This is a genomic window from Wenxinia saemankumensis, from assembly GCF_900141735.1.
GTDB lineage: Bacteria > Pseudomonadota > Alphaproteobacteria > Rhodobacterales > Rhodobacteraceae > Wenxinia > Wenxinia saemankumensis.
In genome coordinates, this window is sequence record NZ_FQYO01000003.1 from 148037 (window position 1) to 174383 (window position 26347).

The following is a 26347-nucleotide window of genomic DNA, read 5'->3' on the forward strand; positions in this document are numbered from 1 at the left end:
TTGTCCCACAGGAGTATCCGCGCCCGGGGCGCAGGGCAACCTGCGCGCCCCTCACGCCCCGGCGAGCGGCGCGGTCCCGGTCCGGATCCGCGGGCCCGGACCCCCGGGGCGGGGTGTCGCCGGACGCGAGGAAGGCCGGGCGGCAAGGCGCGGCCGCCCGGCCGGCCGGCACGGCGATCCGCTACGGCCCCCGCGCCACGGACGAGGACGGACCGCACCGCCGGGCGGCCCGGGCCCCGGCCTCCGGCCTCCGCAGCCTTTCCCTCGCGCCTCTCTCTGCTAAGACGCCATGCGTTCCCCACGCCGACTGGACCCGTCCCATGCCGCAGACCTTCCGCATCACGCTGGCGCAGCTGAACCCGACACTGGGGGACCTGTCCGGCAATGCCGGCAAGGCGCGGGACGCCTGGCGGCAGGGACGCGACGCCGGCGCCGATCTCGTCGCGCTGCCGGAGATGTTCGTGACGGGGTACCAGACGCAGGATCTCGTCCACAAACCCGTCTTCGTGGCGGAGGCACTGAGGACGGTCGAGGCGCTCGCGCGGGACTGCGCGGACGGGCCGGCCCTGTCCATCGGGGGCCCCTTCGCCACGCCGGACGGCAAGCTGCACAACACCTACTTCGTGCTGTCGGACGGTCGGATCGACGCGATGACGCACAAGTTCTTCCTGCCCAACTACAACGTCTTCGACGAGGTGCGCCTGTTCAGCCGGGACCGGATGCAGGGGCCGGTCGCGCTCGGCCCGATCCGGATCGGCATGCCGGTCTGCGAGGATGCGTGGTATCCCGACGTGCCCGAGGCGATGGCCGAGAGCGGGGCCGAGGCGCTGCTGGTGCCGAACGGGTCGCCCTATTTCCGGGACAAGTCCGAGGTGCGGCTCAACGTCATGGTCGCGCGGGTGGTCGAGACGGGGCTGCCGGCGATCTACCTCAACATGGTCGGCGCGCAGGACGATCAGGTCTTCGACGGCGGGTCCTTCGTGCTGAACCCGGGCGGCGAGATGGCGCTGAAGCTGCCGGTGATGGAGGAGGCGATCGCCCATCTCGACCTCGAGCAGGGGGACGGGGGCTGGCGGGCGGTGCCGGGCGCGATCGCGGCGCATCCGGATGCGTGGGAGCAGGATTACCACGCGATGGTCCTGTCCCTGCGCGACTACTGCCGCAAGACGGGCTTCCGGCAGGTGCTGCTGGGGCTGTCGGGCGGGATCGACAGCGCGCTGGTCGCGACCATCGCCGCCGACGCGCTGGGGCCCGACAACGTGCGCTGCGTGATGCTGCCCTCGGAATTCACTTCCGCGCACTCGCTGGAGGACGCCGCCGCCTGCGCCCGGGCGCTGGGCACGCGGCTGGACACGGTTTCCATCGGCGCCGCAAAGAGTGCGGTGGAGGAGACGCTCGCGCCCCTCTTCGCGGGCACCGATCCCGGCCTGACGGAAGAAAACATCCAGTCCCGCCTGCGGGGCGTGATGCTGATGGCGCTGTCGAACAAGTTCGGCGAGATGCTGCTGACCACCGGCAACAAGTCCGAGGTCGCCGTGGGCTACGCCACGATCTACGGCGACATGGCGGGCGGCTACAATCCGATCAAGGATCTCTACAAGACCCGCGTCTTCGAGACCTGCCGCTGGCGCAACGCCAACCACCGGGACTGGATGATGGGGCCGGCCGGCGAGGTGATCCCGCAGCGGATCATCGACAAGCCCCCTTCGGCCGAGCTGCGCGCCGACCAGAAGGACGAGGACAGCCTGCCGCCCTACGACGTGCTCGACGACATCCTGGAGGGGCTGGTCGACCGCGAGGAGAGCGTCGCCGACATCGTCGCGCGCGGCCACGACCGCGAGACCGTCAAGAAGGTCGAGGGACTGCTCTATGTCAGCGAGTACAAGCGCTTCCAGTCCGCGCCCGGCGCGCGGCTGACGCAGAAGGCGTTCTGGCTCGACCGCCGCTATCCCATCGTGAACCGCTTCCGCGACCCGACCTGAGGCGGCCGGCCCCGCGGGGCCGTCCCCGGCGGGCGCAGTCAGGGCAGGACCGGGTGCCGCCCCTCCCGGGCGGGGGGCGCCCGCACGTCATGACGCGATGCATGGCGGGGCCCGGTCCGCAGACGGACCGCCCGGGGGCCGCGCGTCACGGCGCAGTCTCCCGCGCCCACGGCTCCATCGTCCGGATCGACCGATCCGGAATCCTGCCTCGGCGGCGATCGTCGCCGGCGCGGGCGGCCGGGACGCCGGTCCCTACCCCTCCTTCGCCGCCGCGCGCAGGGCCCGGTCGAGCGCGTCGCGGAAGCGGGCGCGGTCCGCCTTGCCGAAGGGCCGCCCGCCGCCCTGACGGAACGGATCGGCGGCGCGCAGGTCGGCCATCAGGTCGCGCATCGCCAGCGCCTCGCGCACGTTCGCGCCGGTCAGCGCCTCGCCATTGGGCTTCAACACCTTCGCCCCCGCCTCGACCGCGCGGGCGGCGAGGGGGATGTCGCCCGTGATCACCACGTCGCCCGGCCGGGCGCGCTCGGCGATCCAGATGTCGGCGGCATCCGGCCCCTCGGGGACGTAGACCATCTCGACCAGCGGGTTGGGCGAGGGGCGCAGCCCGCCGTTCGAGACCATCGCCACACGGACCTTCAGCCGTGTGGCGACCGCCTCCACCTCGGCCTTCACCGGGCAGGCATCGGCATCGACGTAGATCATGCCGCCCCCCTCCGAGGCCGGGCGGCGGGGCAGCGGCCCGAAGCCGGGGCGCCGGACCGCCGCGGGACGGCTGCGCGCCTCATCCCCACAGCGCCTCTCCGTGGAAGCTCACATGCTCTTCCATGAAGCTGGCGACGAAGAAGTAGGAATGATCGTAGCCCGGCTGCATCCGCAGCACGCCGCGCTGGCCCCGGCCGACCATCGCGCGGGCGAAGGCGGCGGTGCCGAGATGCTCGGTGAACTGGTCCTTGGTGCCCGTGTCGATCAGGACCGGCCCGTCGAAGCCGTGCTCCTGCATGAGCAGCGTAGCGTCATGCGCGCGCCCCGCCTCCACGCTGCCGAGATAGCCCTCGAACTGCCTGCGGCCCCAGGCGCTCTCGGTCGGGTTGCAGATCGGGGCAAAGGCGCTGACCGACCGGAATCGCCCCGGCAGCTTCATCGCCAGGGTCAGCGCCCCGTGCCCGCCCATCGAGTGGCCGGTGATCGCCTGCCGGTCCATGTCGAGCGGGAAGTGCTCGGCCAGCAGGGCCGGCAGCTCCTCGGTGATGTAGGTCCACATCCGGAAATGCGGTGCCCAGGGGTCCTGATCGGCGTCGACGTAGAAGCCCGCGCCCTGTCCCATGTCGAAGGCGTCGTCATCGGCCACGTCCTCGCCACGCGGCGAGGTGTCGGGAAAGACCAGCGCGATCCCCTGCTCGGCCGCCCAGGCCTGCGCGCCCGCCTTGGTCATCGCGTTCTCGTGCGTGCAGGTCAGGCCCGACAGCACCCACAGGACAGGGACCGGCCCCTCCTTGGCCTCCTCGGGCAGGAAGAGGCCGAAGGTCATGTCGCACTTGCAGGCTTCGGAGGCATGGGCGTGGACGCCCTGGATACCGCCATGGGACTTGTTCTCGGAGAGGGTACGCATCGGGGGGACTCCTTTCGGAAGGTCATGGAAGAAGGGGGGCGAGCAGCGCGATCACGGCCGTGACCGTGGCCAGGCTCGCCGCCGTGGAGACGAGGATCGAGGCCGAGACCCGCTGCGGCGCGATGCCGTAATGGGCGGCCAGCATGTAGACGTTGCCCGCCACCGGCAACGCGGCGCAGGCGATCATCACCGCCGCCGCATAGGGTGGCACGTCGAAGAGGAGAAGCGCGGTCACGGCGCAGGCCGCCGGGTGCAGGACCAGCTTGGCGAAGGACAGCCATCCCGCCACGGCCGGCCGCTCGGCCGAGCGACCGGCGAGCGAGGCGCCGATGGCGAACAGCGCGCCGGGCGTCGCCGCCGCGCCCAGCGTGACGAGGAACCCCTCGACCGGTCCCGGCACCGGCCAGCCGGTCGCCGCCCAGGCGAGGCCCGCGGCGAGCGAGACGATCATCGGGTTCCTGACGAGGCCGAGGGCGATCGCGCCCAGCACCTGCGGACGGATCCGCCCGTCCCGCGCGATCGCGACGAGGATCACCAGCAGCGAGGAGAAGACGATGAGGTCCGCCGCCAGCACCATCATGTTGAACCCGATCGCCGCCTCGCCCAGCAGCATCGCCAGCAGCGGCAGGCCGAGGAAGCCGACATTGCCGATCCCCGCGCATTGCGCCTCCATCGCCGCCTCGGCGAGGCCGCGCCGGCGCAGGCCCGCGACGCCCATCGCCACCAGATAGACGGCCAGCGTGGCGAGGACGTAGGCGGCGAGGAACGACCAGTCGAGCACGTCGCCCAGCGACAGCGTCGCCGAGAAGCGCAGGATCATCGCCGAGAGCGCGAAGTAGAAGACGAAGCGCGTCAGCGCCGCCGTCGCCTCCGCCCCGAAGAACCCGGCCCTCCCGGCCCCGTAGCCGAGACCGATGATGGCGAAGAACGGCAGCGTCAGGAACAGGATCGGCAGCATCGGCGGAAGGGCTAGCATCCGGGACCGGCGAGGGGAACGGGCCGCGCGCGGAAGACGTGACGCATCCCGGGGCGCAGGGGCGGCACGCGGACCGTCCCCAGGCCCGGAACGCGGGCGGGCCGGTGCCTGGTCGCCGGCATCGCGCCCCGGGGATCACAGGACGGACATGATCTCGCTCAGCGGCTTCTTGCGCTTGGCCACCTCCGGCACGGTCGCGTCCGGCGCCGGGTAGCCCACCGGCAGGATCATCGCCGCCTTCTCGTTGTCCGGCCGTCCGCAGAGGCCGGGCAGCGCCTTCATCGGGTTCGGCGTGTGGGTCAGGCAGACCAGCCCCGCATGGTGGATCGCCGCGATCAGCAGCCCGCAGGCGATGCCGACGCTTTCCGGCACGTAGTAATGCTTGCGCGGCGTGCCGTCCGGGTTCTGCCCGTGGCGCTGGGCGAAGACGACGATCAGCCAGGGCGCGTCGGTCAGGTGGGGCTTCTCGATCCCGGTCCCGATCGGCTCGAGCGCCCGGATCCAGGCATCGGGCGCGCCCCCGCCGTAGAATCGCCGCTCCTCCTCCTCCGCCGCGGCGCGGATCCGGGCCTTGAGCTCGGGCGAGCGGATGGCGACGAAGTGCCAGGGCTGCTGGTTCGCGCCCGACGGCGCGGTTCCGGCGGCGGCGATGCAGGCGGCGATCACCGCCTCGTCCACCGGCGCGGCGCTGAACTGCCGCACCGAGTGGCGCCGCGCCATGTAATCGCGGAATCCCTCGGCGGCGGCGCGGCTCTCGTCGGGCGGCAGCTGCACCCGGTCGGGCAGCGGCAGCGGGCGGTAGGTCGGTGCCTCGGGCCTCTCCGTCATCCGTGTTTACCCCGCCCCGATCAGCGCGCCGGCGGCGAAGACCAGCGCCCCGCCCACGACCACCTGGAACGCCGCGCGCAGGAAGGGCGTGTCCATGTAGCGGTTCTGGATCCAGGCGATGGCCCAGAGCTCGACGAAGACGACGATCATCGCGATCACGGTCGCGGTCCAGAAATGCGGGATCAGGTAGGGCAGGGCGTGCCCCAGCCCGCCGAGGGTCGTCATCACGCCCGAGGCCACGCCCCGCTTCCACGGCGCGCCGCGGCCCGAGATCTGCCCGTCATCCGAGGCCGCCTCGGTGAACCCCATCGAGATGCCGGCCCCGACGCTGGCGGCAAGGCCGACGAGGAAGGTCGTCTGTGGATCCTGCGTCGCGAAGGCGGTCGCGAAGATCGGCGCGAGGGTCGAGACCGACCCGTCCATCAGACCGGCAAGGCCCGGCTGAACCCAGGTCAGGACGAACTGGCGATGCGCCGCGTCCGCCTCGCTGCCCCGCGAATCCTCGGTCAGGTGCCCCTCCTCCAGGGCCTGCGCGCTCGCCTCGTGGCCCGCCTCGGCCATGGCGAGATCGCCCAGAAGCCTGCGCGTGGCGGCGTCGCCCGTCCGCTTCGCGGCCGCCGTGTAGAATCGCTGCGCGTCCCGCTCCATCTGGGCGGCCTCGGCCCGGATCCGCTCGATCCCGAGGTTCTCTACCAACCAGACGGGGCGGCGGGCATAGTAGCCCGAGACATGCTCGCGCCGGATCAGCGGGATCGCCTCTCCGAACCGCGCGACGAAGAGGTCGATCAGCCGCTGCCGGTGGCCGTCCTCCTCCTCCGCCATCCCGTCGAAGATGCGGGCCGAGGCGGGGAATTCCGCCCGGAGGCGCGCGGCGTAGTCGCGATAGATCCGCGCGTCGTCCTCTTCGGACGAGATGGCGAGGGCGAGGATCTCGCGGTCGGTCAGGTCCGAGAAGCGGCGGCGCAGGGCGAGGCCCGGGATCATGGCGTTCCTCCCGTACGGATGGGTAGCGCCCGCACCCTAGGGCGGCCCCCGCCGGTCCGGAAGGGGGCCGCCGGCGCGGTTCGTGATCGCGGTCCCGGGGCGTGTCGCCCGGGAGTGGCGGCGGGGCCGGACGGGTCGCCTCGACCGGCTTCGGGAAAAAAAATTTGTCGGATCCGAAAAAATCGTCGTCGCCGGGGAACCCCCCGGCGGCCGGAGTGTTACGCCCGTGCAAGCAACTTCCCGTGCTGCGCGGGCTGCGTCCGGTCCCTCCCCGACCCGATGGACGCGCCACAAGGAGCCGAGGTGGCCGTTCCCCCACCTCGGCTCCATTTTCATCCAGAGGTCCGCTCGTCCACCGCGCGGGCCGGTCTAGTCCAGACGCCGCACCTGCAGCTGGTTGCCCGGGCCCTTGCGCGTCTCCAGCACCTTCACCTCCGCGACGAGGTCGCTCAGCTTCTTCTTGCCGTAGGAGCGGACGTCGAAATCGGGATTGGCCGAGGCGATGTGCTGGCCGATCGCCCCGAGCGCCACCCAGTCCTCCTCCTGGTCGAGCGCGTCGAGCGCCCGCAGGATCAGGTCGCGCGCCTCGGGCAGGGGGGTCTCGGCGGGCGCGACCCGCTCCTCGCCCTTCGCGGCGGGCGCGGGAGAGGCGGCTCCCGCCGCGCCGCCGCCGAGGTTCTCGAGGAAGATGAACCGCCGGCACGCCTTGCGGAAGGCGTCGGGCGTCTTCTTCTGGCCGATGCCGTAGACGTCGAGCCCCTGCTCGCGGATCCGGCTGGCGAGACGGGTGAAGTCGCTGTCGGACGAGACGAGCACGAAGCCCGAGAACCGCCCGGTATGCAGCAGGTCCATCGCGTCGATGACGAGGCTGATGTCGGACGAGTTCTTGCCGACCGTGTTCGCCGGCGAATGGTGCGGCACGATCCCGTGCTCGGCCTGCACCCGGTTCCACCCGGCCATCTGCTGGCTGGAGAAGTCGCCGTAGCAGCGCCGCACGCTAGCCTCGCCGAGCGAGGCGATCTCCTCGAAGATCGCGGCGGCGTGCTTGGGCGAGGTGTTGTCGGCGTCGATCAGGACGGCGAGGAGGGGGCGGTCGTCGGCCATGGGTAGCTCCCGCTGAAAGGTGGCGGGACGCTAATGCGGCGGCGCGGCGAATGGAACCCGTCAGGCGACTGCGACGTACGCGTCGGCGGACCCGGCCGCGGCCGGGGCCTCCGGGTCCGGCCGGGCCGGGCCCGGAGGCGGGCGTGTCAGTACACCACCACGCTGCGGATGCTCTCGCCCGCATGCATTAGGTCGAAGCCCTTGTTGATCTCGTCCAGCGACAGCGTGTGCGTGATCATCGGGTCGATCTCGACCTTGCCGTCCATGTACCAGTCGACGAATTTCGGCACGTCGGTGCGCCCCTTCGCCCCGCCGAAGGCCGTGCCCTTCCAGACGCGGCCCGTGACCAGCTGGAACGGCCGGGTGGAGATCTCGGCCCCCGCGGGCGCGACGCCGATGATGACCGACACGCCCCAGCCGCGATGCGAGCATTCCAGCGCGTCGCGCATGACCTTCACGTTGCCGGTGGCGTCGAAGGAATAGTCCACGCCGCCGATCTGGTCGGCGCCCCGCTTGGTCAGGTTCACGATCTCCTGCACCGTGTTCTCGACCTTCGTCGGGTTCACGAAATGCGTCATGCCGAACTTGCGGGCCATCTCCGCCTTGTCGTCGTTGAGGTCGACGCCGATGATCATGTCGGCGCCCGCCATCCGCAGGCCCTGGATCACGTTCAGACCGATCCCGCCGAGGCCGAAGACCGCGGCGGTCGAGCCGATCTCGACCCCGGCGGTGTTGATCACCGCGCCGATGCCCGTGGTCACGCCGCAGCCGATGTAGCAGATCTTGTCGAAGGGCGCGTCCTCGCGGACCTTCGCCAGCGCGATCTCGGGCAGGACCGTGTGGTTCGCGAAGGTCGAGCAGCCCATGTAGTGATGGATCGGCGTGCCATCGAGCATCGAGAACCGCGTCGTGCCGTCCGGCATCAGGCCCTGGCCCTGCGTGTTGCGGATCGCGGTGCAGAGGTTGGTCTTGCCCGACAGGCAGGACGGGCATTGCCGGCATTCGGGCGTGTAGAGCGGGATGACGTGGTCGCCCGGCTTCAGCGTCGTCACGCCCTCGCCGACCTCGACCACCACGCCCGCGCCCTCGTGGCCCAGGATCGACGGAAAGATCCCCTCGGGATCGGCGCCCGACAGGGTGAACTCGTCGGTATGGCAGATGCCGGTGGCCTTGATCTCGACCAGCACCTCGCCGGCCTTCGGCCCGTCGAGGTTGACCTCCATGATCTCGAGCGGTTTGCCCGCTTCGAGGGCGACGGCGGCACGGGTGCGCATGGGCTTTCTCCTGGCAGATCTCTGCGGCCGGACCGTCTGCGAAAGATCGGCGGATTTCAACCTGCGGCACGCGCCGGGCCGGCGCGGCGGGGCTGGACGAATCCGCCGCGCGGCGCATCATCAGGGGCATGACACGCACATTGTTCCCCCTCCCGCTCATCGCCCTCCTCGCCGCCTGCGAGATGCCCGCCGATCCCGCCGCCCCGGACGCCGATCCGGGAACCTGCGGGGCCGACGGCTACCAGTCCCTCATCGGGTCGAACATCGCCGCGGTGACGCTGCCGGCGGACCTGGACGACCGGATCCTCTATCCCGACAGCATGGCGACGATGGATTACCGGCCGGACCGGATCAATTTCTACGTCTCCGAGGGCGGGATCATCCAGCGCGTCGCCTGTGGCTGAGCCGTCCCGTGCGAGCCTGTCGGCACCGGTCGCGGCACGGGGCGCGGCACGGGGCGCGGTGCTCGCGCTGGCCGTGCTGGCGGCCTGCGGGCGGGTCGGCCCGGTGCCGCCCGCCGCCAGCCTCGGGCCGTCGCTGCCCGCCGCGGCCGAGGATAGCTGCGGCGCCGGCCCCCGGGCCCGCCTTGTCGGCCAGCCCGCCACGGCGCTGGAACGCGAGCTGATCCTCGCCCCCGTGCGGCTGATCCGCCCGGGCCAGGCGGTGACCGAGGAGTTCCGGCCGACCCGAATCAATTTCCACATCGACGGCGCCGAGCGCATCGCCCGGATCACCTGCGGCTGAACCGCGTCGCGGGACCGTACTGGGCGGAGGATCGTCGTCGGCCGAGACCGGGCCCGTCCGGATCGGCGCGAAGCACGAGTGAGGGGGGCCAGGGTCTCCCCGGCGGGCAGCCACCCGGTCATCCTGGGCCGAAATCGCGCGGGAATGCGCGTGCCGGGTCCGCGACCCGGTGGTCCGGGACCGGCCCGGCGGGCGCGATCCGGGGAAGGGCTCGGATCAGACCCCGCGCCGCCCCCGCTGGGTGGGGGCTGATGATCGCGGGGGCGGCGCGGGGCCTGTCCGATGGAGAGAGGTCTACCTGCCGCCCACGGCACGGATGCGGAGCGGGCGCGCCCGCCTTCCGGCCATTTCGGGGCCATTCCGGGACGTGGTTGACGAACGCCCTTCCACGGAGCGGGCCATCGCCCTGCCTCCCCTTCCGCGCATGGAACGGTTCCGCCGTTGCCGCGACGGGGTCGATCCGTCCGCCGGACCGGACAGGATCGTCCGGATCCGACCGCCCCCTTGATCGCAGGGCCGGGCAGCGCCACTCTTCACAGGATGACGGTGCCGACACCCCTCGCCCCCCGCCCCGCCGCCCCGCCCGACCGGGTCGCCTTCCATCGCACCGAACTGGGGCCGATCCTCGGCCTCTACGGTCGCATGGTCGCGGCCGGGGAATGGCGGGATTACGGGATCTCGTGCCTGCGCGACGTGGCCGTCTTCTCGATCTTCCGCCGCACGGCCGAGAATCCGCTCTACCGGATCGAGAAGCGCCCCGCCCTGCGCCTGCGGCAGGGACAATACGCGGTCTTCGGGATGGAGGGGCAGGTGCTCAAGCGCGGCAACGACCTCGCCGCCGTCCTGCGGGTGCTCGAACGCAAGCTGATCCGCGCGGTGGAGTGAGGCGCTGTCGACCCGCCCCCGGTGAAGGCCGCGCGAGGATCCGGGGCGCCTGTGCCGCACGCCGCCATGACCGCCTTCGCCCTGCCGAGCGCAGCCGACCCGCACGGCGCCTGGCCGTCGCGGCCTCGCCCGCGACCGACCGAATGGCCGGCCCCGGCGCGGACCCTCCGGTCCGCCCCGCGTTCCATCGCCCGCCCGGCTGCGCTAGAACCCGCCCGAGCGCTTGAAGCCCAGGAGAGCCGCCATGAGCCGATCCGGACCCGTCATCCTCTGCATCCTCGACGGTTGGGGCCTGCGCGATGACACGGCGAACAATGCCCCGGCATTGGCGAAGACGCCCGCCTACGACCGGATCATGGCGAGCTGCCCGCATGCCACGCTGGTGACCTACGGCCCCGATGTCGGCCTGCCGGAGGGGCAGATGGGCAATTCCGAGGTCGGTCACACCAATATCGGCGCGGGCCGCGTCGTGCTGATGGACCTGCTGCAGATCGACAAGGTCGTCCGTGACGACGCTCTCGGCGACCAGGCGGCGCTGGCCGGGTTCGTCGACACGCTGAAGGGCACCGGCGGCACCGCGCATCTGATGGGCCTCGTCTCGGACGGGGGCGTCCATTCGCAGCTGCACCACATGATCGCGGCGGCAAGGACCATCGCCGCCGCCGGCGTGCCGGTCGCGATCCACGCGATCACCGACGGACGCGACGTGGCCCCCCGCTCGGCCGAGGAATATCTCGACACGCTCGCCGAAGGGCTGCCGGACGTGCCGGTCGCGACGGTCTCGGGCCGCTACTACGCGATGGACCGGGACAATCGCTGGAACCGGGTGGAACGCGCCTACCGGGCAATGGCGCTGGGCCAGGGCGACCACGCCGCGCCGGACGCGAAGGCCGCGCTCGCCGCCGCCTATGCGCGCGACCAGAGCGACGAGTTCGTCGAGCCGACGGTGATCGGCGATTATGCCGGGATGAAGGCCGGTGACGGGATCTTCATGCTGAACTTCCGCGCCGACCGGGCGCGCGAGATCCTCGCCGCGATGGGCGATCCGGACTTCGACGGCTTCGACCGGGGCGCGCGGCCCGATCTGGCGGCCCGGCTCGGCATGGTCGACTACTCGACCGAGCACGACCGCTACATGACCACGGTCTTCCCCAAGCAGAAGATCGTCAACACCCTGGGCGAATGGGTCGCGGCCAGGGGGCTGCGCCAGTTCCGGCTGGCCGAGACCGAGAAATACCCGCACGTCACCTTCTTCCTCAACGGCGGCCGCGAGGAGGTCTTCGCCGGCGAGGACCGCGCCATGCCGAAGAGCCCGGACGTCGCCACCTACGACCTGCAGCCCGAGATGAGCGCGCCCGAGGTGACCGAGAAGCTCGTCGGGGCGATCCGGGGCGGATACGACCTGATCGTGGTCAACTTCGCCAATCCCGACATGGTCGGCCATACCGGCGATCTGGACGCGGCGATCGCCGCCTGCGAAGCCGTGGACAAGGGCCTCGCCGCCGCGCTGGAGGCGCTGGAGGGGACCGGCGGGGCGATGGTGATGATCGCCGATCACGGCAATTGCGAGACGATGGTCGATCCCGAGACGGGCAAGCCGCATACCGCCCACACCACCAATCTTGTCCCCGTCGCCGTCTGGGGCGGGCCGGAGGGGGCGCATCTGCGCGACGGAAAGCTGGCCGACGTGGCCCCGACCGTGCTGGAGCTGATGGGCCTCGACCAGCCGGAGGAGATGACCGGGCGGAGCCTGATCGGGGCATGAGGCGCGCGGCCCTTCTCCTCTCCGCGCTGCTCGCGGCGCCGGCCGGCGTGCCCGCGCAGGTCGATACCGCCGCCGCCGCCCGCGACGCGGCCGAGCAGCTCGCCACGGCCGGCGAGCGCCTCGCCGATACGGGCGAGGGCGCATCCGAGCGCATCGCCGCGCTGAGCGAGACGGTGCGCGCCTACGAGGAGGGGCTGGAGGCGCTGCGCGAGGGACTGCGCCGCGTCGCGATCCGCCAGCAGACCCTGCAGGACGAGCTCGACGGCCGGCGCGAGGACATCGCCGAGTTGCTGGGCACGCTGCAGGTGATGAGCCGCGCGCCCGCGCCGATGCTGCTGCTGCACCCGATCGGGCCGCTCGGCACTGCGCGGGGTGGCCTTCTCGCCGCCGACGTGACGCCCGCGCTGCAGGCCGAGGTGGCCGAACTGACCACCGCGCTCGAGGAGGCGGCAGAACTGCGCGCCCTGCAGGACAGCGCCCGCCGCACGCTGGAGGAGGGGCTGGTCGGCGCCCAGCAGGCCCGCGCCGAGCTGGCCGAGGCCGCGTCCAACCGCGAGGACCTGCCCCGCCGCTTCGCCGAGGACCCGGTGAAGACGGCGCTGCTGATCGCCTCGACCGAGACGCTCGACGCCTTCGCCAGCGGCCTCGCCTCGGTCGTCGACCAGGAGCTGCGGAACATCATCCCCGACGCGGCCGAGCGGAAGGGCACGCTGCGCCTGCCGGTGCAGGGCAGCGTCCTGCGCGGCTACGGCGAGGCCGATGCCGCCGGCACCCAGCGCCCCGGGCTGGTGATCGCGGCCGCGCCGCGCGCGCTCGTCACCAGTCCCGCCGCCGCGACGATCCGCTTCCAGGGACCGCTCCTCGATTACGGCAACGTCGTCATCCTCGAGCCGGCGCCGGACGTGCTCTTCGTCGTCGCGGGCCTGGCGGAGGCGTTCGGGCAGGCCGGGCAGGTCGTGCCCGAGGGCGCGCCGATCGGATTGATGGGCGGTGTCACGCCGAGCGCTGACGCGATATTGAGCGGGGCGGCGAACGGGGGCGGTGCCAATCGCAGCGAAACCCTGTATCTCGAGGTCCGAGAGGGGCAGGAGACCGTTGACCCGCTGGACTGGTTCGATCGCAGCGCCACCTGACCCTTCACGAGCAGCACCGCGACGGCCCCCGCCAGGGCGAGGGGCCGCGACAGACGGGGAGAGACACATGCGACACGTCCTGATGGCCGCCGGGGGCGGGATCGCCCTGGGGCTGGTGACCTCCACCCAGCTTGCCGCCCCGCTCTTCGCGCAGGAGACCGGGCAGAGCACCGTCTACGAGCAGCTCGACCTTTTCGGCGACATCTTCGAGCGGATCCGCGCGCAATATGTCGAGGAGGTGGAGCCGACCGACCTCATCGAGGCGGCGATCAACGGCATGCTGACCTCGCTCGACCCCCATTCCAGCTACCTCTCCTCCGAGGATGCGACCGCGATGCGGGTGCAGACCCGGGGCGAATTCGGCGGCCTCGGCATCGAGGTGACACAGGAGGAGGGCTGGGTGAAGGTCGTCTCTCCGATGGACGGCACCCCGGCCGACGCGGCGGGCGTCGAGGCGGGCGACTTCATTACCGCCGTCGACGGCGAGAGCGTGCTCGGCCTGACGCTGGACGAGGCGGTCGAGCTGATGCGCGGCCCCGTCGGATCCGAGATCGTCATCACCCTCGTGCGCGAGGGGCAGGACGAGCCCTTCGACGTGTCCATCATCCGCGACACGATCCGCCTCACCGCCGTCCGCTCGCGCACCGAGGGCGAGACGGTGGTCCTGCGGGTCACGACCTTCTCCGACCAGACCTTCCCCAACCTGCAGGAGGGCCTGGCCGAGCAGATCGAGGCCGCCGGCGGGATCGACAACGTCAACGGCGTCGTGCTCGACCTGCGCAACAATCCGGGCGGGCTGCTGAACCAGGCGGTCTATGTCGCGGACGCCTTCCTCGACGAGGGCGAGATCGTCTCGACGCGGGGGCGCGACCCGGCGGACGGCGACCGCTACTACGCGCAGGACGGCGACCTGATCGACGGACTGCCGATCGTGGTGCTGATCAACGGCGGCTCTGCCTCGGCCTCCGAGATCGTGGCCGGCGCGCTGCAGGATCACCGCCGCGCCATCGTCGTGGGCGAGCAGAGCTTCGGCAAGGGATCGGTCCAGACCGTCATGCCGCTGCAGGGCGATGCCGCGATGCGGCTGACCACGGCGCGCTACTACACGCCGTCCGGCCGGTCGATCCAGGCGCTGGGCATCTCGCCCGACATTGTCGTCCACCAGCCGCGACCCGATCCCGTCGATCCCGATGCGGAGGAGGAAGAGACGCTGCCGTTCCGCAGCGAGGCCGACCTGCGCGGCGCGCTGACCAACGAATCGCTCTCCGACGACGAGATGCAGACCCTCGAGGAAGAGCGCGATCGGGCCGAGGCCGCCGCGCAGCTGCGCGAGGAGGATTACCAGCTCGCCTACGCGATCGACATCCTCAAGGGCCTGTCCGCCCTCGGCCCGCAGGTCGAGCGGCCTGCCGTCGTCCGCTCCGAGGCGGAGGACCAGGCCGCGGTCGTCGACCAGTGACCGACCGGGCGGCCGATCCCTCCGGCGACGCTGACGGGGATCCCCGGCCCTATCGTCCCTGCGTCGGGGTGATGCTGGCGAATGCGCGGGGCGAGGTCTTCCTCGGCCAGCGCGCGGACCGGACCGAGGCGGCCTGGCAGATGCCGCAGGGCGGGATCGACGCGGGCGAATCGCCCGAGGAGGCTGCCCTTCGCGAGCTGCGAGAGGAGACCGGGCTTGCCCCGGACAAGGTGCGGATCGAGGCCGTCTCGGCGCGTCCCCATGCCTACGATTTCCCGCCGGGCGTCGCCGACGCCCGCTGGGGCGGGCGCTTTCGCGGTCAGGAGCAGACTTGGTTGCTCGTCCGCCTGACCGGCGCCGACGCGGACATCGACATCGCCACCGACCATCCCGAATTCTCGGCCTGGCGCTGGGCGATGCCGGACGAGGCGCTCGAGGCCATCGTCCCCTTCAAGCGCCCCGTCTACGAAGAGGTCGTGCGGGAATTCCGCAGCCTGCTCTGACCCTTTCCTGCGGCCCCCTCAGCGCCGCAGGGCGGCGAGCAGCGCCAGCGACGGCTCGCCGGTGACGCTCTGCCCGTTCGCCGCCTGCCAGTCCCGGATCGCCTGGAACGTGCCGGTCCCGACGCGCCCGTCCGTGCCGTTCGTGTCGTAGCCGGCGGCGGTCAGCAGGCGCTGCATCTCGATGCGCTCGGCCTCGGTCAGCGGCCGTTCCCCCGCGGGCCAGAGCGTGACCAGCGGCCCCGCGCCGCGCAGCCGATCGCTGAGATGCCCGACCGCGATGATGTAGGTCGTCGCATTGTTGTAGCGGCGTATCGCCTCGGCGTTGCGGGTGAAGCGGAAGGACGGGCCGCCCGCCTCCGGCGTGACCGTGTTCGTCGACACGCCCGCCGGGATGCTGGTCGTGCCGCCGACTTCCGCCCCCCAGGGCACGCCGCGCGTCCAGCCCGACGATTGCAGGTAGCGCGCGGTCGAGGCGAGCGCGTCGGTCGGATCCTCGGACCAGATGTCGCGCCGGCCGTCGCCGCGGAAATCCACCGCGAGCGACTGGTAGCTGGTCGGAATGAACTGCGTGTGTCCCATCGCGCCGGCCCAGCTGCCGACCATGCCCTCGGGCGAGACGTCGCCGTTCTGCAGGATGCGCAGCGCCGCGATCAGCTGCCCGGCGAAGAACTCGCCGCGCCGCCCGTCCTCGGCCAGGGTGGCGAGGGCCGAGATGGTGGGAATGTCGCCCCGGTTCGACCCGTAGCTGCTCTCCAGGCCCCAGATCGCGACCACGACCTCGCGGTCGACGCCGTAGCGCGCCTCGATCTCGTCCAGGACCGAGCCGTAGCGCGCCAGCATCGCCCGCCCCTCGGCCACGCGGGTATCCGTCACGGCGCTGCCCAGGTACTGTCGCAGCGACCGGCTGAACTCGGCCTGGTTGCGGTCGCGCTCGATCACGTCGGGCCGGTAGGTCGCGCTGGCGAAGGCGCGATCGTAGACCGCCGGCGAGATCCCCTCGGACAGGGCGCGGGGACGGAAGCCGGCGACCCACTGGGCGAAGCGTGCGCTCTGTTCGGCGGTGGGCTGCACGACAGGGCTCCTCTCGACGGGTTGGCCGGCGCCGTAGCCGCCGCCGCAGGCGGCGAGCACGGCCAGGGCCGCGATCGCGCCGAATTTCCTTGGTGATGTCATCGCCTGCAAGCCTCGAATATCTGGTTGCCCCGCAGGCTAGAGGACCGGCGGGGCGGCGCAATGACGCGCGCGCCGCTCGGCGCCGCCCCGCCGATCACGTCCGCGTCATGACCGGTCACTGGCGGCGGCGGCGGACCTTGCGCTCCTTCGCGCGGCCGGCATGGGCGGCGCGCCCCTTCGCCCGCTTCGGCGGCTTGCCGGGGCGCCGCGTCCGTGCGCCCGCCATCGCGTCGCCCTCCACCTCCAGCAGGGTGGCGATCAGCCCGCCCGAGATCGGCGCCGCCTCGTCCAGCCGCACCAGCACCCGCGCGCCGAGGCCGATCACCCGTCCGCTGTCGCCGCCTATCAGCGTCTGGCTGTCGCGGTCGTAGTGGAAATACTCATCCCCGATCGCCCGCATCGGGACCAGCGCGTCCGCCCCCGTCCCGTCCAGCTTGACGAAGGCGCCCGCCCGGCTGATCCCGCTGACCCGTCCGCCGATCTCGGTCCCGACATGGGAGGACAGGTAGGCGGCGAGGTAGCGGTCGGTCGTGTCCCGTTCGGCCACCATGCTGCGCCGCTCGGTATCCGAGATCTGCTTGGCCGTGGCGTCCAGCATCTCGACATCCACCTCCGACAGCCCGTCCTCGCCCCATCCGTGGGCGCGGATCAGCGCGCGGTGCACGATCAGGTCCGAATAGCGCCGGATCGGCGAGGTGAAATGCGCGTAATTCCGCAGGGCGAGACCGAAATGCCCGAAATTCTCGGGATTGTAATAGGCCTGCGTCATGGCGCGGAGGGTGGAGAGATTGATGAGCTCCTGCTCGTCCTTGCCCTCGGCCTGTTTCAGCAGCCGGTTCAGGTGCGAGGTCTGCAGCACCTGCCCCTTCGCCAGCGTCAGCCCCGAGGCCTGCGCCGTCTCGCGCAGGGCGTCGAGCTTCTCGGGGTCGGGTTCCTCGTGCACGCGGAAGAGCAGGGGGGTCTTTTTCGCGATCAGCGTCTCGGCCGCGCAGACATTGGCGAGAACCATGAATTCCTCGATCAGCCGGTGCGCGTCGAGCCGCTCCTTGAAGTCGACCGAGGTGACCTCGCCCGCCTCGTCCAGCACGATCTGACGCTCGGGCAGGTCCAGCTCGAGCGGCTGCCGCGCCTCGCGGGCGCGTGTGAGGGCGCCGTAGGCGGCGTAGAGCGGCCGGATCACCGTCTCCATCAGGGGGCCGAGCCGGTCCGACACTTCGCCGTCCATCGCCCGCTGCACCTCCTCGTAGGGCAGCGAGGCCCGGCTCTCCATCAGGCCGCGGTGGAAGTCGTGGGTCCGCTTGCGCCCCTCGGCCTCGATCACCATGCGCACCGCGATCACCGCGCGCGGCACCGCCTCGTGGAGCGAGCAGAGATCGCCCGAGAGCGCGTCGGGCAGCATCGGCACGACGCGGTCCGGAAAGTATGTCGAATTGCCGCGCTTGCGCGCCTCCCGGTCCAGATCCGATTGCGGTTTGACATAGGCCGCCACGTCCGCGATCGCGACCCACAGCACGAAGCCGCCCGGATTGTCCGGGTCGTCGTCGGGGATCGCCAGCACCGCGTCGTCGCGGTCGCGCGCATCGGTGGGGTCGATGGTGACGAGGGGCAGGTGCCGCAGATCCTCTCGTCCCTTCAGGCCCACCGGCTTCATCCGCTCGGCCTCGTCGATCACCTCCGCGGGGAAGCGGTCGGGGATGCCGTGCTCGTGGATCGCGATCAGCGACACGGCGCGCGGCGCGGACGGATCGCCGAGCCGGGCGGTGATCCGCGCCTTCGGCAGGCCCATCCGGCCCTTCGGCCCCGCGGGCTCCGCCTCCACCAGCTCGCCGTCGCGGGCGCCGTTCTCGGCCCCCGCCGGGACCAGCCAGTCCCGGCTCGACCCCTTCTCGACCGGCAGGATGCGGCCGCCCTCGGCCTCCTTGCGGTAGATGCCGACGACCGAGCCCGCGGCCTGGGCGATGCGCCGGATCATCCGGGCGGTGTAGTCCTGCTCCTCCCCCGGCGTTGCGGTCAGCCGCGCCAGCAGCCTGTCGCCCTCGGCCAAAGCGGGGTCGCCGTCGCGGGGCTGGAACAGGATCCGCGGCTCGGCCCCCTGCCCATGCCATTCCATCGGCTTGAGGTAGAGATCGCCCGACGCGTCCGGCGCCAGCGCCTGCATGACGCTCACCGGCGGCAGCGTCTCGGGGTCGCGGAAGGTCTTGCGCGACTTGAGGACGACCCCTTCCGCCTCCAGCTCCTTGAGCATCCGCTTGAGGTCGATCCGCGCGGCCCCCTTGATGCCGAACGCCTTCGCGATCTCGCGCTTGGTGGTTTCCTGCGGATGCTGCGCGATCCAGTCGCGGATCTGCGCCTTGCTGGGGAGGTCTGTCATGGAGCCGCACCTAGCACGGGCAGGCAGGCTCGGACAGGAGGGGCTAGAAGCGCAGCGTCATGTTCCGGTGCGGGATGCCGGCATCGTCGTATTCCTCGCCATGCGCGACGAAGCCGAGCCGTTCGTAGAATCCCAGCGCATGGGTCTGCGCGCCCAGCCGCGCCTCGCGGATCCCCGGCGTCGCGCGCAGGCGCTCGATCGCGGCGCGCATCAGCGCCGCTCCCGTCCCGAGGCCGCGCCCCTCCTTCAGCACGGCGACGCGGCCGATCTTGCCGTAGCCGTCGCCGGTCAGGATCCGCGCGGTGCCGACCGCCCGGTCCCCGTCGAAGGCGACGAGCTGGATCGCCTCGCCATCCAGCCCGTCCCATTCCTCGGCCTCCGGCACGCGCTGCTCCTCGATGAAGACGGTGCGGCGGATCGCGCGGGGATGGGTGAGGTCGCGGGTCTCCTCGACGCGGATCATGCGAAATAGTCCTTCAGGATGCGGGCATAGACGGCCTTGAGGCGGCGGATGTCCTCCACCGGCACGCGCTCGTCCACGGCATGCATGCCCCGCCCCACCAGGCCGAACTCCACCACCGGGCAGTGGTCCTTGACGAAGCGGGCGTCCGACGTGCCGCCGGTGGTGGACAGGGCCGGGTCCAGGCCCGTCTCCGCCCTCACGGCCGCGGCGACCAGATCCGACAGCTCGCCCGGCGGGGTCACGAAGCTCTCGCCGCTGTTCGACACGCGGACCGCGATCTCCACCCCGAAATCCCCGGCCACCTCATCCGCCTGCGCGCGCAGCCAGTCCGACAGACTCTGCCCCGAATGGGCGTCGTTGTAGCGGATGTTCACCGTCGCGCGCCCCTGCCGGGGGATCACGTTGGTGGCCGGGTTGCCCACGTCCATCGTCACCAGCGCCAGCGTCGAGGGATCGAAATGGTCCGTCCCCTCGTCCAGCACCGCCGAGCAGAGCCGGTCGCAGAGCCGCGCGAGCGCGGGCAGGGGGTTCTTCGCCAGATGCGGATAGGCGGCATGGCCCTGCACGCCGGTCACGGTGACATGGGCGTTGAGCGAGCCGCGGCGCCCGATCTTCATCATCTCGCCGAAGGTGTCGGGGCAGGTCGGCTCTCCGACGAGGCAGTGATCCATCCGCTCGCCATGCTCGGCCATCCAGTCGAGCAGGGCCGTCGTGCCGTCCTTGCCCGGCCCCTCCTCGTCGCCGGTGATCGCCAGCACGAGGGCGCCGTCCGGGGGCGTGTCCCGCACGAAATCCACCGCCGCGGCGGCGAAGGCGGCGACGCCGGATTTCATGTCCACCGACCCGCGCCCCCAGAGGATGCCGTCCACGATTTCGCCTCCGAAGGGGTCGCGCGACCAGTCGGCGGGATCGCCCACCGGCACGACATCGGTATGGCCGTTGAAGCCGAATGTCCGGTTCGCCCCGGCCCGGCCCCAGCGGGCGAAGAGGTTCGGCGTGCCGTTCCGGTCGACGCGGGTGCAGGCGAAGCCCGCCGGCTCCAGCAGGTCCCGCAGGATGTCCAGCGCGCCGCCGTCCTCGGGCGTGACCGAGGGGCAGCGGACCAGCCGCGCGGTCAGGTCGACGGGATCGACGGGATCGGTCATGCGCGCCCTCCTTCGGTCGGGGGCGGGTTAGCAGGTTCCGGGGGGCGCCGCCATCGGGGCAGGAGGCTTGCGGCCCGGCCGGTTCACCCGCCGGCACGGCGATCGGCGGTCGGACGGGGGAGTGCACTGTCAGGGGCCGGAGGGCAGCGCCCTAGTCCGTCGCCACCTCGCCGCGCGAATCCACCAGCTCGCGCCGTTCCGCGATCGCCCGGTCGAGCCAACCCGCCTCCATCTGCGGAACGGAGGAGAGCAGCAGTTCGGTATAGTCCGGATGCGGCGGGGCGAAGATCTCTTCCTTCAGGCCCTGTTCGACCACCTCGCCCTGATACATCACGACGACCTCGTCCGCGATGGCGCGCACCGTCTCGATGTCGTGGGTGATGAAGATGTAGCTGACGCCCAGCTCCTTCTGCAGGCGCAGCAGCAGCTTGAGGATCCCCTCCTGCACGATCTGGTCCAGCGCGCTCGTCACCTCGTCGCAGATGATGAGCTCGGGCTCGGCGGCCAGCGCGCGGGCGATGCAGACCCGCTGCTTCTGCCCGCCCGACAGCTCGCCCGGCAGCCGGTCGGCGAAGGAGGGGTCGAGTTCGATCATCTCCAGCAGCTCGGCGATCCGCTCGCGCTGCGCCGTCCCGCTCATCCCGTGGTAGAAGCGCAGGGGCCGGCCGATGATCTCGCCCACGCTCTGCTTGGGGTTCATGGCGGTGTCGGCCATCTGGTAGATCATCTGGATCTTCTGCAGTTGGTCCTTGCTGCGGTTCTTCAGCTCGGGCGGCAGCGGCGCCCCGTCGAAGATCACCTGGCCCGAGACCGGGGGCAGCAGGCCCGTCACGACGCGGGCCGTGGTCGACTTGCCGGACCCGCTCTCGCCCACCAGCGCGACCGTCTTGCCGCGCGGCACCGCGATGTTCACCTTGGTCAGGACCGGGGTCGTGCCGTAGGCGGCGGTGATCTTCTTCAACTCGAGGATCTTGTCGGGCCCGCTCTCGCCCGGCTTCTCGATGCCCCGCACCGCCCAGAGCGAGCGGGTGTAATCCTCCTTCGGATCGCTGAGCATCTGCGCCGTGGGCTGTTCCTCCACCTCCTCGCCGAAGCGCAGCACCTTGATGCGGTCGGCCATCTGCGCGACCACGGCGAGGTCGTGGGTGATGTAGATCGCGGCGGTGTTGTAGTCCTTGACCGCCTTGCGCATCGCGGCCAGCACGTTGACCTGCGTCGTCACGTCGAGCGCCGTCGTCGGCTCGTCGAAGACGATGAGGTCGGGCTTGGCGCACATGGCCATCGCCGTCATCGCCCGCTGCAGCTGCCCGCCCGAGACCTGGTGCGGAAAGCGCTCGCCGATCGTCCGCGGGTTCGGAAGGTCCATCGCGGCGTAGAGCTCGCGCGCATACTCCTCGGCCTCCTTCTGCCCCATCACGCCGGTGCGGACCGCCACCTCGGTCGTCTGCTTCAGCAGCGTATGCGCGGGGTTGAAGGCGGCGGCGGCGGATTGCGCGACATAGGCGATGCGGGTGCCGCGAAGCTTCTGCTTCCGGCGCTCGGACATCGCCATCAGGTCCATGCCGTCGAACACGATCTCGCCGCTGGTCAGGCGGCAGCCCGGCCGGGCGAAGCCCATGGCGGCGAGGCCGAGCGTCGACTTGCCCGCGCCCGATTCCCCGATCAGCCCCAGCACCTCGCCGTGATGGAGGTCGAGATCGACGCCCTTGATGATCTCGTGCCAGCGCTCGTCCGTGAAGCCGTCGATCCGGACGTCGCGCATCTTCAGAAGCGGCTCGCTCATGGAATCCTCGTGCAGTCGCGGCTCTCGCCCGTGGCGGGGCGGTGCCATGTCAGGGTGGTGCCCGTCACGTCGAAGAGGGTCACGCGCGACCCGTCGGCGAGGTCGAGCGTGTAGTTCGGCCCGTAGCTGGCCGTTTCGACGACGTTCAGGGTCTGCCCGCCCTCGGTATAGGTCACGCCCGTGAAGTCGAGCGCGGGGCCAAGCCCGCCGGTGCAGGCCCAGCTTCCGAGGAAGGGCAGGCCGCCCGCCGGGCCGGCCACGGGCGCGCAGGCCGACACGGCCGCCAGCAGGACGGCCGGCGCCACGAGGCGACGCTCAGCGCTCATCGCGCAGGCCGCTGGTCTTGTAGAGGAACCAGTCGACGACGAAGTTCACCGCCACCGTCAGCAGGGCGATCGCGGCGGCCGGCAGCAGCGGGGTCAGCGCGGCCTTCAGGTCGTATTGGGCGAACTGGATGAGCGAGGCGTTCTCGCGCACCATCGAGCCCCAGTCCGCCGTGGGCGGCTGGATCCCAAGGCCGAGGAAGCTCAGCGCCGCGACCGTCAGGAAGACGAAGCAGAAGCGCAGCCCGAACTCGGCGACCAGCGGCGGCAGGATGTTGGGCAGGATCTCGCGCCGCATGATCCAGCCCGTGCCCTCGCCCCGCAGGCGCGCGGCCTCGACATATTCCATGACGACGACGTTCATCGCCACGGCCCGGGTCAGGCGGAAGACGCGGGTGCTGTCCAGCACCGCGATGATGAGGATCAGCGACACGACCGAGGCGCCGAAGATCGACAGCAGCATCAGCGCGAAGATGAGGGACGGGATCGCCATCAGCACGTCGACGATCCGGCTCAGGATCTGGTCGGTCCAGCCGCGCAGGATCGCCGCCGCCAGCGCCAGCCCGCCGCCGATGGTGAAGGCCAGCAGCGTGGTCGCCAGCGCGATGCCGATCGTGTTGCGCGCGCCGTAGATCAGCCGCGAGAAGATGTCGCGCCCGATCTGGTCGGTGCCGAACAGGTGCTCGGCCGACCAGGGCGCGTAGGGCGCGGGAAAGACCTGCGCCTCGCCATAGGGCGCGATCAGCGGCGCCAGGATCGCCACGACCAGGTAGATCGCGATCACCACCATGCCGAACCAGGCGGTCGGCGGCGCCTTCTTCAGCGACAGCCAGGCCCGCTCGCGCCAGGTCCGCCGGACCCTGACCTGCGCGACTTCCGCCGCCGCCGAATACGTCTCGTCCGTGGTGTTGGTCATCGCGGATGCAGCAGCCTCGGATTGGTGATGATGGAGATGATGTCGGCGAAGAGGTTCAGCAGGATGTAGGTCGCGGCGAAGATCAGCGCGCAGGCCTGCACCACCGGGATGTCGCGCGTCGTCACCGCGTCGACCATCAGCTGGCCGATCCCGGGATAGACGAACACCACCTCGACCACGACGACGCCGACCACGAGATAGGCGAGGTTGAAGGCGATGACGTTGACGATCGGCGCCCAGGCGTTCGGCAGCGCGTGCCTGAGGATCACGGTCCGCGCGGGCAGGCCCTTGAGCCGCGCCATCTCGATATAGGGCTGCGCCAGCAGGTTGATGATTGCGGCCCGCGTCATCCGCATCATGTGCGCCACGATCACCAGCATCAGCGTCGCCGACGGCAGGATGCAGCGATAGACCCGTTCCCACAGGTCCATCTGGGGCGAGACATTGGCGAGGCTGGGGAAGACCGGCCAGAGCGAGGCGAAGAACAGGATCAGCAGGTAGGCGACGAAGAATTCGGGGAACGAGATCGTGGTGAGCGTGGTCGAGCTGACGATCCGGTCGTAGATCGAATTGCGCCAGAGCGCGGCGGTGATACCCAGGAACAGCGCCAGCGGCACCGCGATGACCGCCGTCATCCCGGCGAGGAAGAGCGTGTTCTCCAGCCGGGGGCCGATCAGCGCCACCACGGGGCGCGAGCGGTCGACGCCGGAGGCGGCCCGGCCCGAGAAGGAGGTGCCGAAATCGCCTGTCGCGACCCCGCCGATCCAGTCGAAGTAGCGGGTGATCGCGGGCTGATCGAGGCCCAGCTCGCGGCGGAAGGCCGTCACCGTCTCTTCCGTCGCGGCCTGGCCGAGCACGGCCTGCGTGAAGTCGCCGGGCAGCATCTCGATCGACAGGAAGATGACCACCGAGACGAAGAACAGGGTCATCAGCCCGAGGCCGAGGCGGGCGAGAACGGTCTTCAGGACCGGGTGCATGTGTCGGGTATCCCCCAGAAGGATCGGGCGCGGTTGGACCCGGCCCTCGTATTGAAGCCTATCCTTGGAGATTGCCGACCGGAAGTAAACGCTTTTGCCCGCCCGCGGGACAAATGCCCACGCATATGTCACAGCTTCGAACCCTCGCCTTGTTTTGCGGGGCGTCAGGGGTCATTGTTCCGGCCACAGCCCGCGGGGTCCGCGCCCCGCCAAGATCGATAACCAATCAGGGGAGACGCATCCGCATGGATCGCAAGCAACTCTACATCGCCGAACGCACGGCCCGCTACTCGGGCGGCCAGATCAGCCGCCGCAGCTTCATCACCTCGCTCGTCGGGGCCGGCATCGCGGTTCCGGCCGCGCTCGGCATGGCGAGCCGGGTGGAGGCGCAGACGCCGCAGCGCGGCGGGACCTATCGTCACGGCATGGCGTTCGGTTCCACCACCGACAGTCTCGATCCCGGCACCTACGAGAACGGGATGATGACCCAGGTCAGCTTCTCCTACGGCAACTGCCTGACCGAGGTGGCGCCGGACATGAGCCTGCGCGCCGAACTCGCCGAAAGCTACGAGCCGCGCGAAGAGGGGGCGGTCTGGGCCTTCACCCTGCGTCCCGACGTGACCTTCCACAACGGCAAGACGCTGAACGCGGACGACGTCATCGCCACGATGAACTATCACCGGGGCGAGAACTCCTCCTCCGCCGCGAAGGGCATCCTCTCGCCGGTCGTGAACATCACCAAGGAGGGCGACAACGTCGTCGTGTTCGAGCTCGACGGCCCGAACGCCGACTTCCCCTACATCGTGTCGGACTACCACCTGATCATCCTCCCCTCCGAGGACGGCGAGACGATCGACCCGACCGCCGGCATCGGCACCGGCGGCTATTCCATGGTCAACTTCGAGCCGGGCGTGCGCTTCCAGGGCACCCGCAACCCCGACTACTTCAAGTCGGACGCGGCCTATTTCGACGACATGGAGCTGTTGTCGATCATCGACACGACGGCTCGCCAGAACGCGCTGATGTCGGGCGAGGTGCAGGTGGCCGACCGGCTCGACCCCAAGACGGTCGCGCTGATGGCCCGCAACCCGAACCTCGAGATCCTCGAGAAGACCGGGTACCTGCACTACACCTTCCCGATGCGGCTCGACAGCCCGCCCTTCGACAATTACGACCTGCGGATGGCGCTGAAGCTGGCGGTCAACCGGCAGGAGATGGTCGACAAGATCCTGCTCGGCCACGGCACGATCGGCAACGACCACCCGATCAGCCCCTCCGTCCCCTACTGGGCGGATCTGCCCCAGCGCGAATACGACCCCGAACAGGCCCGCTTCCACTACGAGCGGTCGGGCCATTCCGGCGCGCTGCAGCTCTCCGCCTCCGACGCCGCCTTCGCGGGCGCGGTGGACGCGGCCCAGCTCATCCAGGCGAGCGCCGCCGCCGCCGGGATCGAGGTCGAGATCGTGCGCGAGCCGGCAGACGGCTACTGGTCCAACGTCTGGAACAAGAAGCCGTGGTGCGCCTGCTACTGGGGCGGCCGCCCGACGCAGGACTGGATGTACACCTCGGGCTACACCAACGACATCGAGTGGAACGACACCGCCTGGACCGGCACCGAGGCGAGCGAGCGGTTCAACATGCTCGTCGACGAGGCGCGGGGCGAACTCGACGAGGCGCGCCGGGCCGAGATGTATGCCGAGTGCCAGACCCTCATCCATGACGACGGCGGGGCCATCGTGCCGATGTTCGCCAACTACATCATGGGCGTCGGTGGCGGCGTGACCCATGGCGAGGATGTCGCCTCGAACTGGATCAACGACGGCAACAAGTCGCACGAGCGCTGGTGGATGTCGTAAGTCCCGCCTCGCGGCGAAACTGAAAAGGGGCGGCGCACCGGCGCCGCCCCTTTTTGCTTGCGGTGGAGGGGCGGCCCCGGCCCCGGAACAGGGC

General features: G+C 70.9%; 24 protein-coding genes. 9 read left to right on the forward strand and 15 right to left on the reverse strand.

Annotated features, from left to right (window positions below; translation table 11 throughout):
• Positions 1 to 320 precede the first annotated feature (320 nt).
• Entirely contained in the window at positions 321 to 1982 is a 1662-nt protein-coding gene (locus tag BUE30_RS08210) for an NAD+ synthase (protein WP_073328310.1), read from the forward strand.
• 252 nt (positions 1983 to 2234) lie between these two features.
• Here BUE30_RS08210 and BUE30_RS08215 read toward each other — a convergent pair whose 3' ends face one another.
• From BUE30_RS08215 to BUE30_RS08245, 7 genes are all read right to left on the reverse strand, one after another.
• The gene (locus BUE30_RS08215; RefSeq protein ID WP_073328315.1) at positions 2235 to 2684 is read right to left on the reverse strand and encodes a YaiI/YqxD family protein; all 450 of its coding nucleotides are present in this window, start codon (positions 2682 to 2684) and stop codon (positions 2235 to 2237) included.
• A gap of 79 nt (positions 2685 to 2763) precedes the next feature.
• Positions 2764 to 3591, reverse strand: coding sequence for an S-formylglutathione hydrolase (fghA, locus tag BUE30_RS08220; protein ID WP_073328319.1), 828 nt, complete (start codon positions 3589 to 3591; stop codon positions 2764 to 2766).
• A 22-nt stretch (positions 3592 to 3613) separates the two neighbouring features.
• Positions 3614 to 4549 (reverse strand): AEC family transporter, encoded by a 936-nt coding sequence (locus BUE30_RS08225; protein ID WP_073328324.1) that lies wholly within the window; start codon positions 4547 to 4549, stop codon positions 3614 to 3616.
• Positions 4550 to 4702: 153 nt separating this feature from the next.
• Entirely contained in the window at positions 4703 to 5395 is a 693-nt protein-coding gene (locus BUE30_RS08230; protein ID WP_073328329.1) for a nitroreductase family protein, read from the reverse strand.
• Positions 5396 to 5401: 6 nt separating this feature from the next.
• Positions 5402 to 6379, reverse strand: coding sequence for an iron exporter MbfA (mbfA, locus tag BUE30_RS08235; protein WP_073328333.1), 978 nt, complete (start codon positions 6377 to 6379; stop codon positions 5402 to 5404).
• 369 nt (positions 6380 to 6748) lie between these two features.
• Complete coding sequence (locus BUE30_RS08240; RefSeq protein WP_073328336.1) at positions 6749 to 7483, reverse strand: NYN domain-containing protein; 735 nt, start codon at positions 7481 to 7483, stop codon at positions 6749 to 6751.
• 146 nt (positions 7484 to 7629) lie between these two features.
• Entirely contained in the window at positions 7630 to 8757 is a 1128-nt protein-coding gene (locus tag BUE30_RS08245; protein WP_073328341.1) for an S-(hydroxymethyl)glutathione dehydrogenase/class III alcohol dehydrogenase, read from the reverse strand.
• Between the two features lie 128 nt (positions 8758 to 8885).
• Between BUE30_RS08245 and BUE30_RS08250 the strand changes: the two genes are divergently transcribed.
• The 7 genes from BUE30_RS08250 to BUE30_RS08280 all read left to right on the forward strand — a co-directional run bounded on the left by BUE30_RS08250 (position 8886) and on the right by BUE30_RS08280 (position 15246).
• Positions 8886 to 9161 (forward strand): I78 family peptidase inhibitor, encoded by a 276-nt coding sequence (locus tag BUE30_RS08250; RefSeq protein ID WP_073328346.1) that lies wholly within the window; start codon positions 8886 to 8888, stop codon positions 9159 to 9161.
• Positions 9154 to 9501 carry an I78 family peptidase inhibitor gene (locus tag BUE30_RS08255; RefSeq protein ID WP_244526310.1) on the forward strand — a complete coding sequence of 116 codons (348 nt, stop codon included), beginning with the start codon at positions 9154 to 9156 and terminating at the stop codon, positions 9499 to 9501. Before BUE30_RS08250 ends, BUE30_RS08255 begins: the two co-directional genes overlap by 8 nt.
• 540 nt (positions 9502 to 10041) lie before the next feature.
• Positions 10042 to 10386 carry a DUF2794 domain-containing protein gene (locus BUE30_RS08260; protein WP_073328350.1) on the forward strand — a complete coding sequence of 115 codons (345 nt, stop codon included), beginning with the start codon at positions 10042 to 10044 and terminating at the stop codon, positions 10384 to 10386.
• A gap of 244 nt (positions 10387 to 10630) precedes the next feature.
• A complete protein-coding gene (gene gpmI / locus BUE30_RS08265; protein ID WP_073328354.1) occupies positions 10631 to 12151 on the forward strand; it encodes a 2,3-bisphosphoglycerate-independent phosphoglycerate mutase in 1521 nt (506 codons plus the stop codon).
• Complete coding sequence (locus BUE30_RS08270) at positions 12148 to 13284, forward strand: murein hydrolase activator EnvC family protein (protein WP_073328358.1); 1137 nt, start codon at positions 12148 to 12150, stop codon at positions 13282 to 13284. Before gpmI ends, BUE30_RS08270 begins: the two co-directional genes overlap by 4 nt.
• A gap of 67 nt (positions 13285 to 13351) precedes the next feature.
• The gene (locus tag BUE30_RS08275; RefSeq protein ID WP_073328362.1) at positions 13352 to 14743 is read left to right on the forward strand and encodes a S41 family peptidase; all 1392 of its coding nucleotides are present in this window, start codon (positions 13352 to 13354) and stop codon (positions 14741 to 14743) included.
• Entirely contained in the window at positions 14740 to 15246 is a 507-nt protein-coding gene (locus BUE30_RS08280; RefSeq protein WP_280157193.1) for an RNA pyrophosphohydrolase, read from the forward strand. The genes BUE30_RS08275 and BUE30_RS08280 overlap by 4 nt, the downstream gene beginning before the upstream one ends.
• 18 nt (positions 15247 to 15264) lie before the next feature.
• Here BUE30_RS08280 and BUE30_RS08285 read toward each other — a convergent pair whose 3' ends face one another.
• From BUE30_RS08285 to BUE30_RS08320, 8 genes are all read right to left on the reverse strand, one after another.
• On the reverse strand, positions 15265 to 16419 hold the full coding sequence (locus BUE30_RS08285) for a lytic murein transglycosylase (RefSeq protein ID WP_073330168.1): 1155 nt from the start codon (positions 16417 to 16419) through the stop codon (positions 15265 to 15267).
• Positions 16420 to 16534: 115 nt separating this feature from the next.
• Positions 16535 to 18790 carry a ribonuclease R gene (rnr, locus tag BUE30_RS08290; protein WP_073328366.1) on the reverse strand — a complete coding sequence of 752 codons (2256 nt, stop codon included), beginning with the start codon at positions 18788 to 18790 and terminating at the stop codon, positions 16535 to 16537.
• Between the two features lie 43 nt (positions 18791 to 18833).
• On the reverse strand, positions 18834 to 19250 hold the full coding sequence (locus BUE30_RS08295; RefSeq protein WP_073330171.1) for a GNAT family N-acetyltransferase: 417 nt from the start codon (positions 19248 to 19250) through the stop codon (positions 18834 to 18836).
• Positions 19250 to 20398, reverse strand: coding sequence for a succinyl-diaminopimelate desuccinylase (gene dapE / locus BUE30_RS08300; RefSeq protein ID WP_073328371.1), 1149 nt, complete (start codon positions 20396 to 20398; stop codon positions 19250 to 19252). Before dapE ends, BUE30_RS08295 begins: the two co-directional genes overlap by 1 nt.
• Positions 20399 to 20549: 151 nt before the next feature.
• On the reverse strand, positions 20550 to 22181 hold the full coding sequence (locus BUE30_RS08305; RefSeq protein WP_073328376.1) for an ABC transporter ATP-binding protein: 1632 nt from the start codon (positions 22179 to 22181) through the stop codon (positions 20550 to 20552).
• Entirely contained in the window at positions 22178 to 22507 is a 330-nt protein-coding gene (locus BUE30_RS08310; RefSeq protein ID WP_073328380.1) for a FecR family protein, read from the reverse strand. The genes BUE30_RS08305 and BUE30_RS08310 overlap by 4 nt, the downstream gene beginning before the upstream one ends.
• The gene (locus tag BUE30_RS08315; protein WP_073328385.1) at positions 22497 to 23420 is read right to left on the reverse strand and encodes an ABC transporter permease; all 924 of its coding nucleotides are present in this window, start codon (positions 23418 to 23420) and stop codon (positions 22497 to 22499) included. Before BUE30_RS08315 ends, BUE30_RS08310 begins: the two co-directional genes overlap by 11 nt.
• Positions 23417 to 24397 carry an ABC transporter permease gene (locus BUE30_RS08320; protein WP_073328389.1) on the reverse strand — a complete coding sequence of 327 codons (981 nt, stop codon included), beginning with the start codon at positions 24395 to 24397 and terminating at the stop codon, positions 23417 to 23419. The genes BUE30_RS08315 and BUE30_RS08320 overlap by 4 nt, the downstream gene beginning before the upstream one ends.
• A gap of 245 nt (positions 24398 to 24642) precedes the next feature.
• Here BUE30_RS08320 and BUE30_RS08325 point away from each other — a divergent pair, with 245 nt between their 5' ends.
• On the forward strand, positions 24643 to 26253 hold the full coding sequence (locus BUE30_RS08325) for an ABC transporter substrate-binding protein (protein WP_073328393.1): 1611 nt from the start codon (positions 24643 to 24645) through the stop codon (positions 26251 to 26253).
• Positions 26254 to 26347 lie beyond the last annotated feature (94 nt).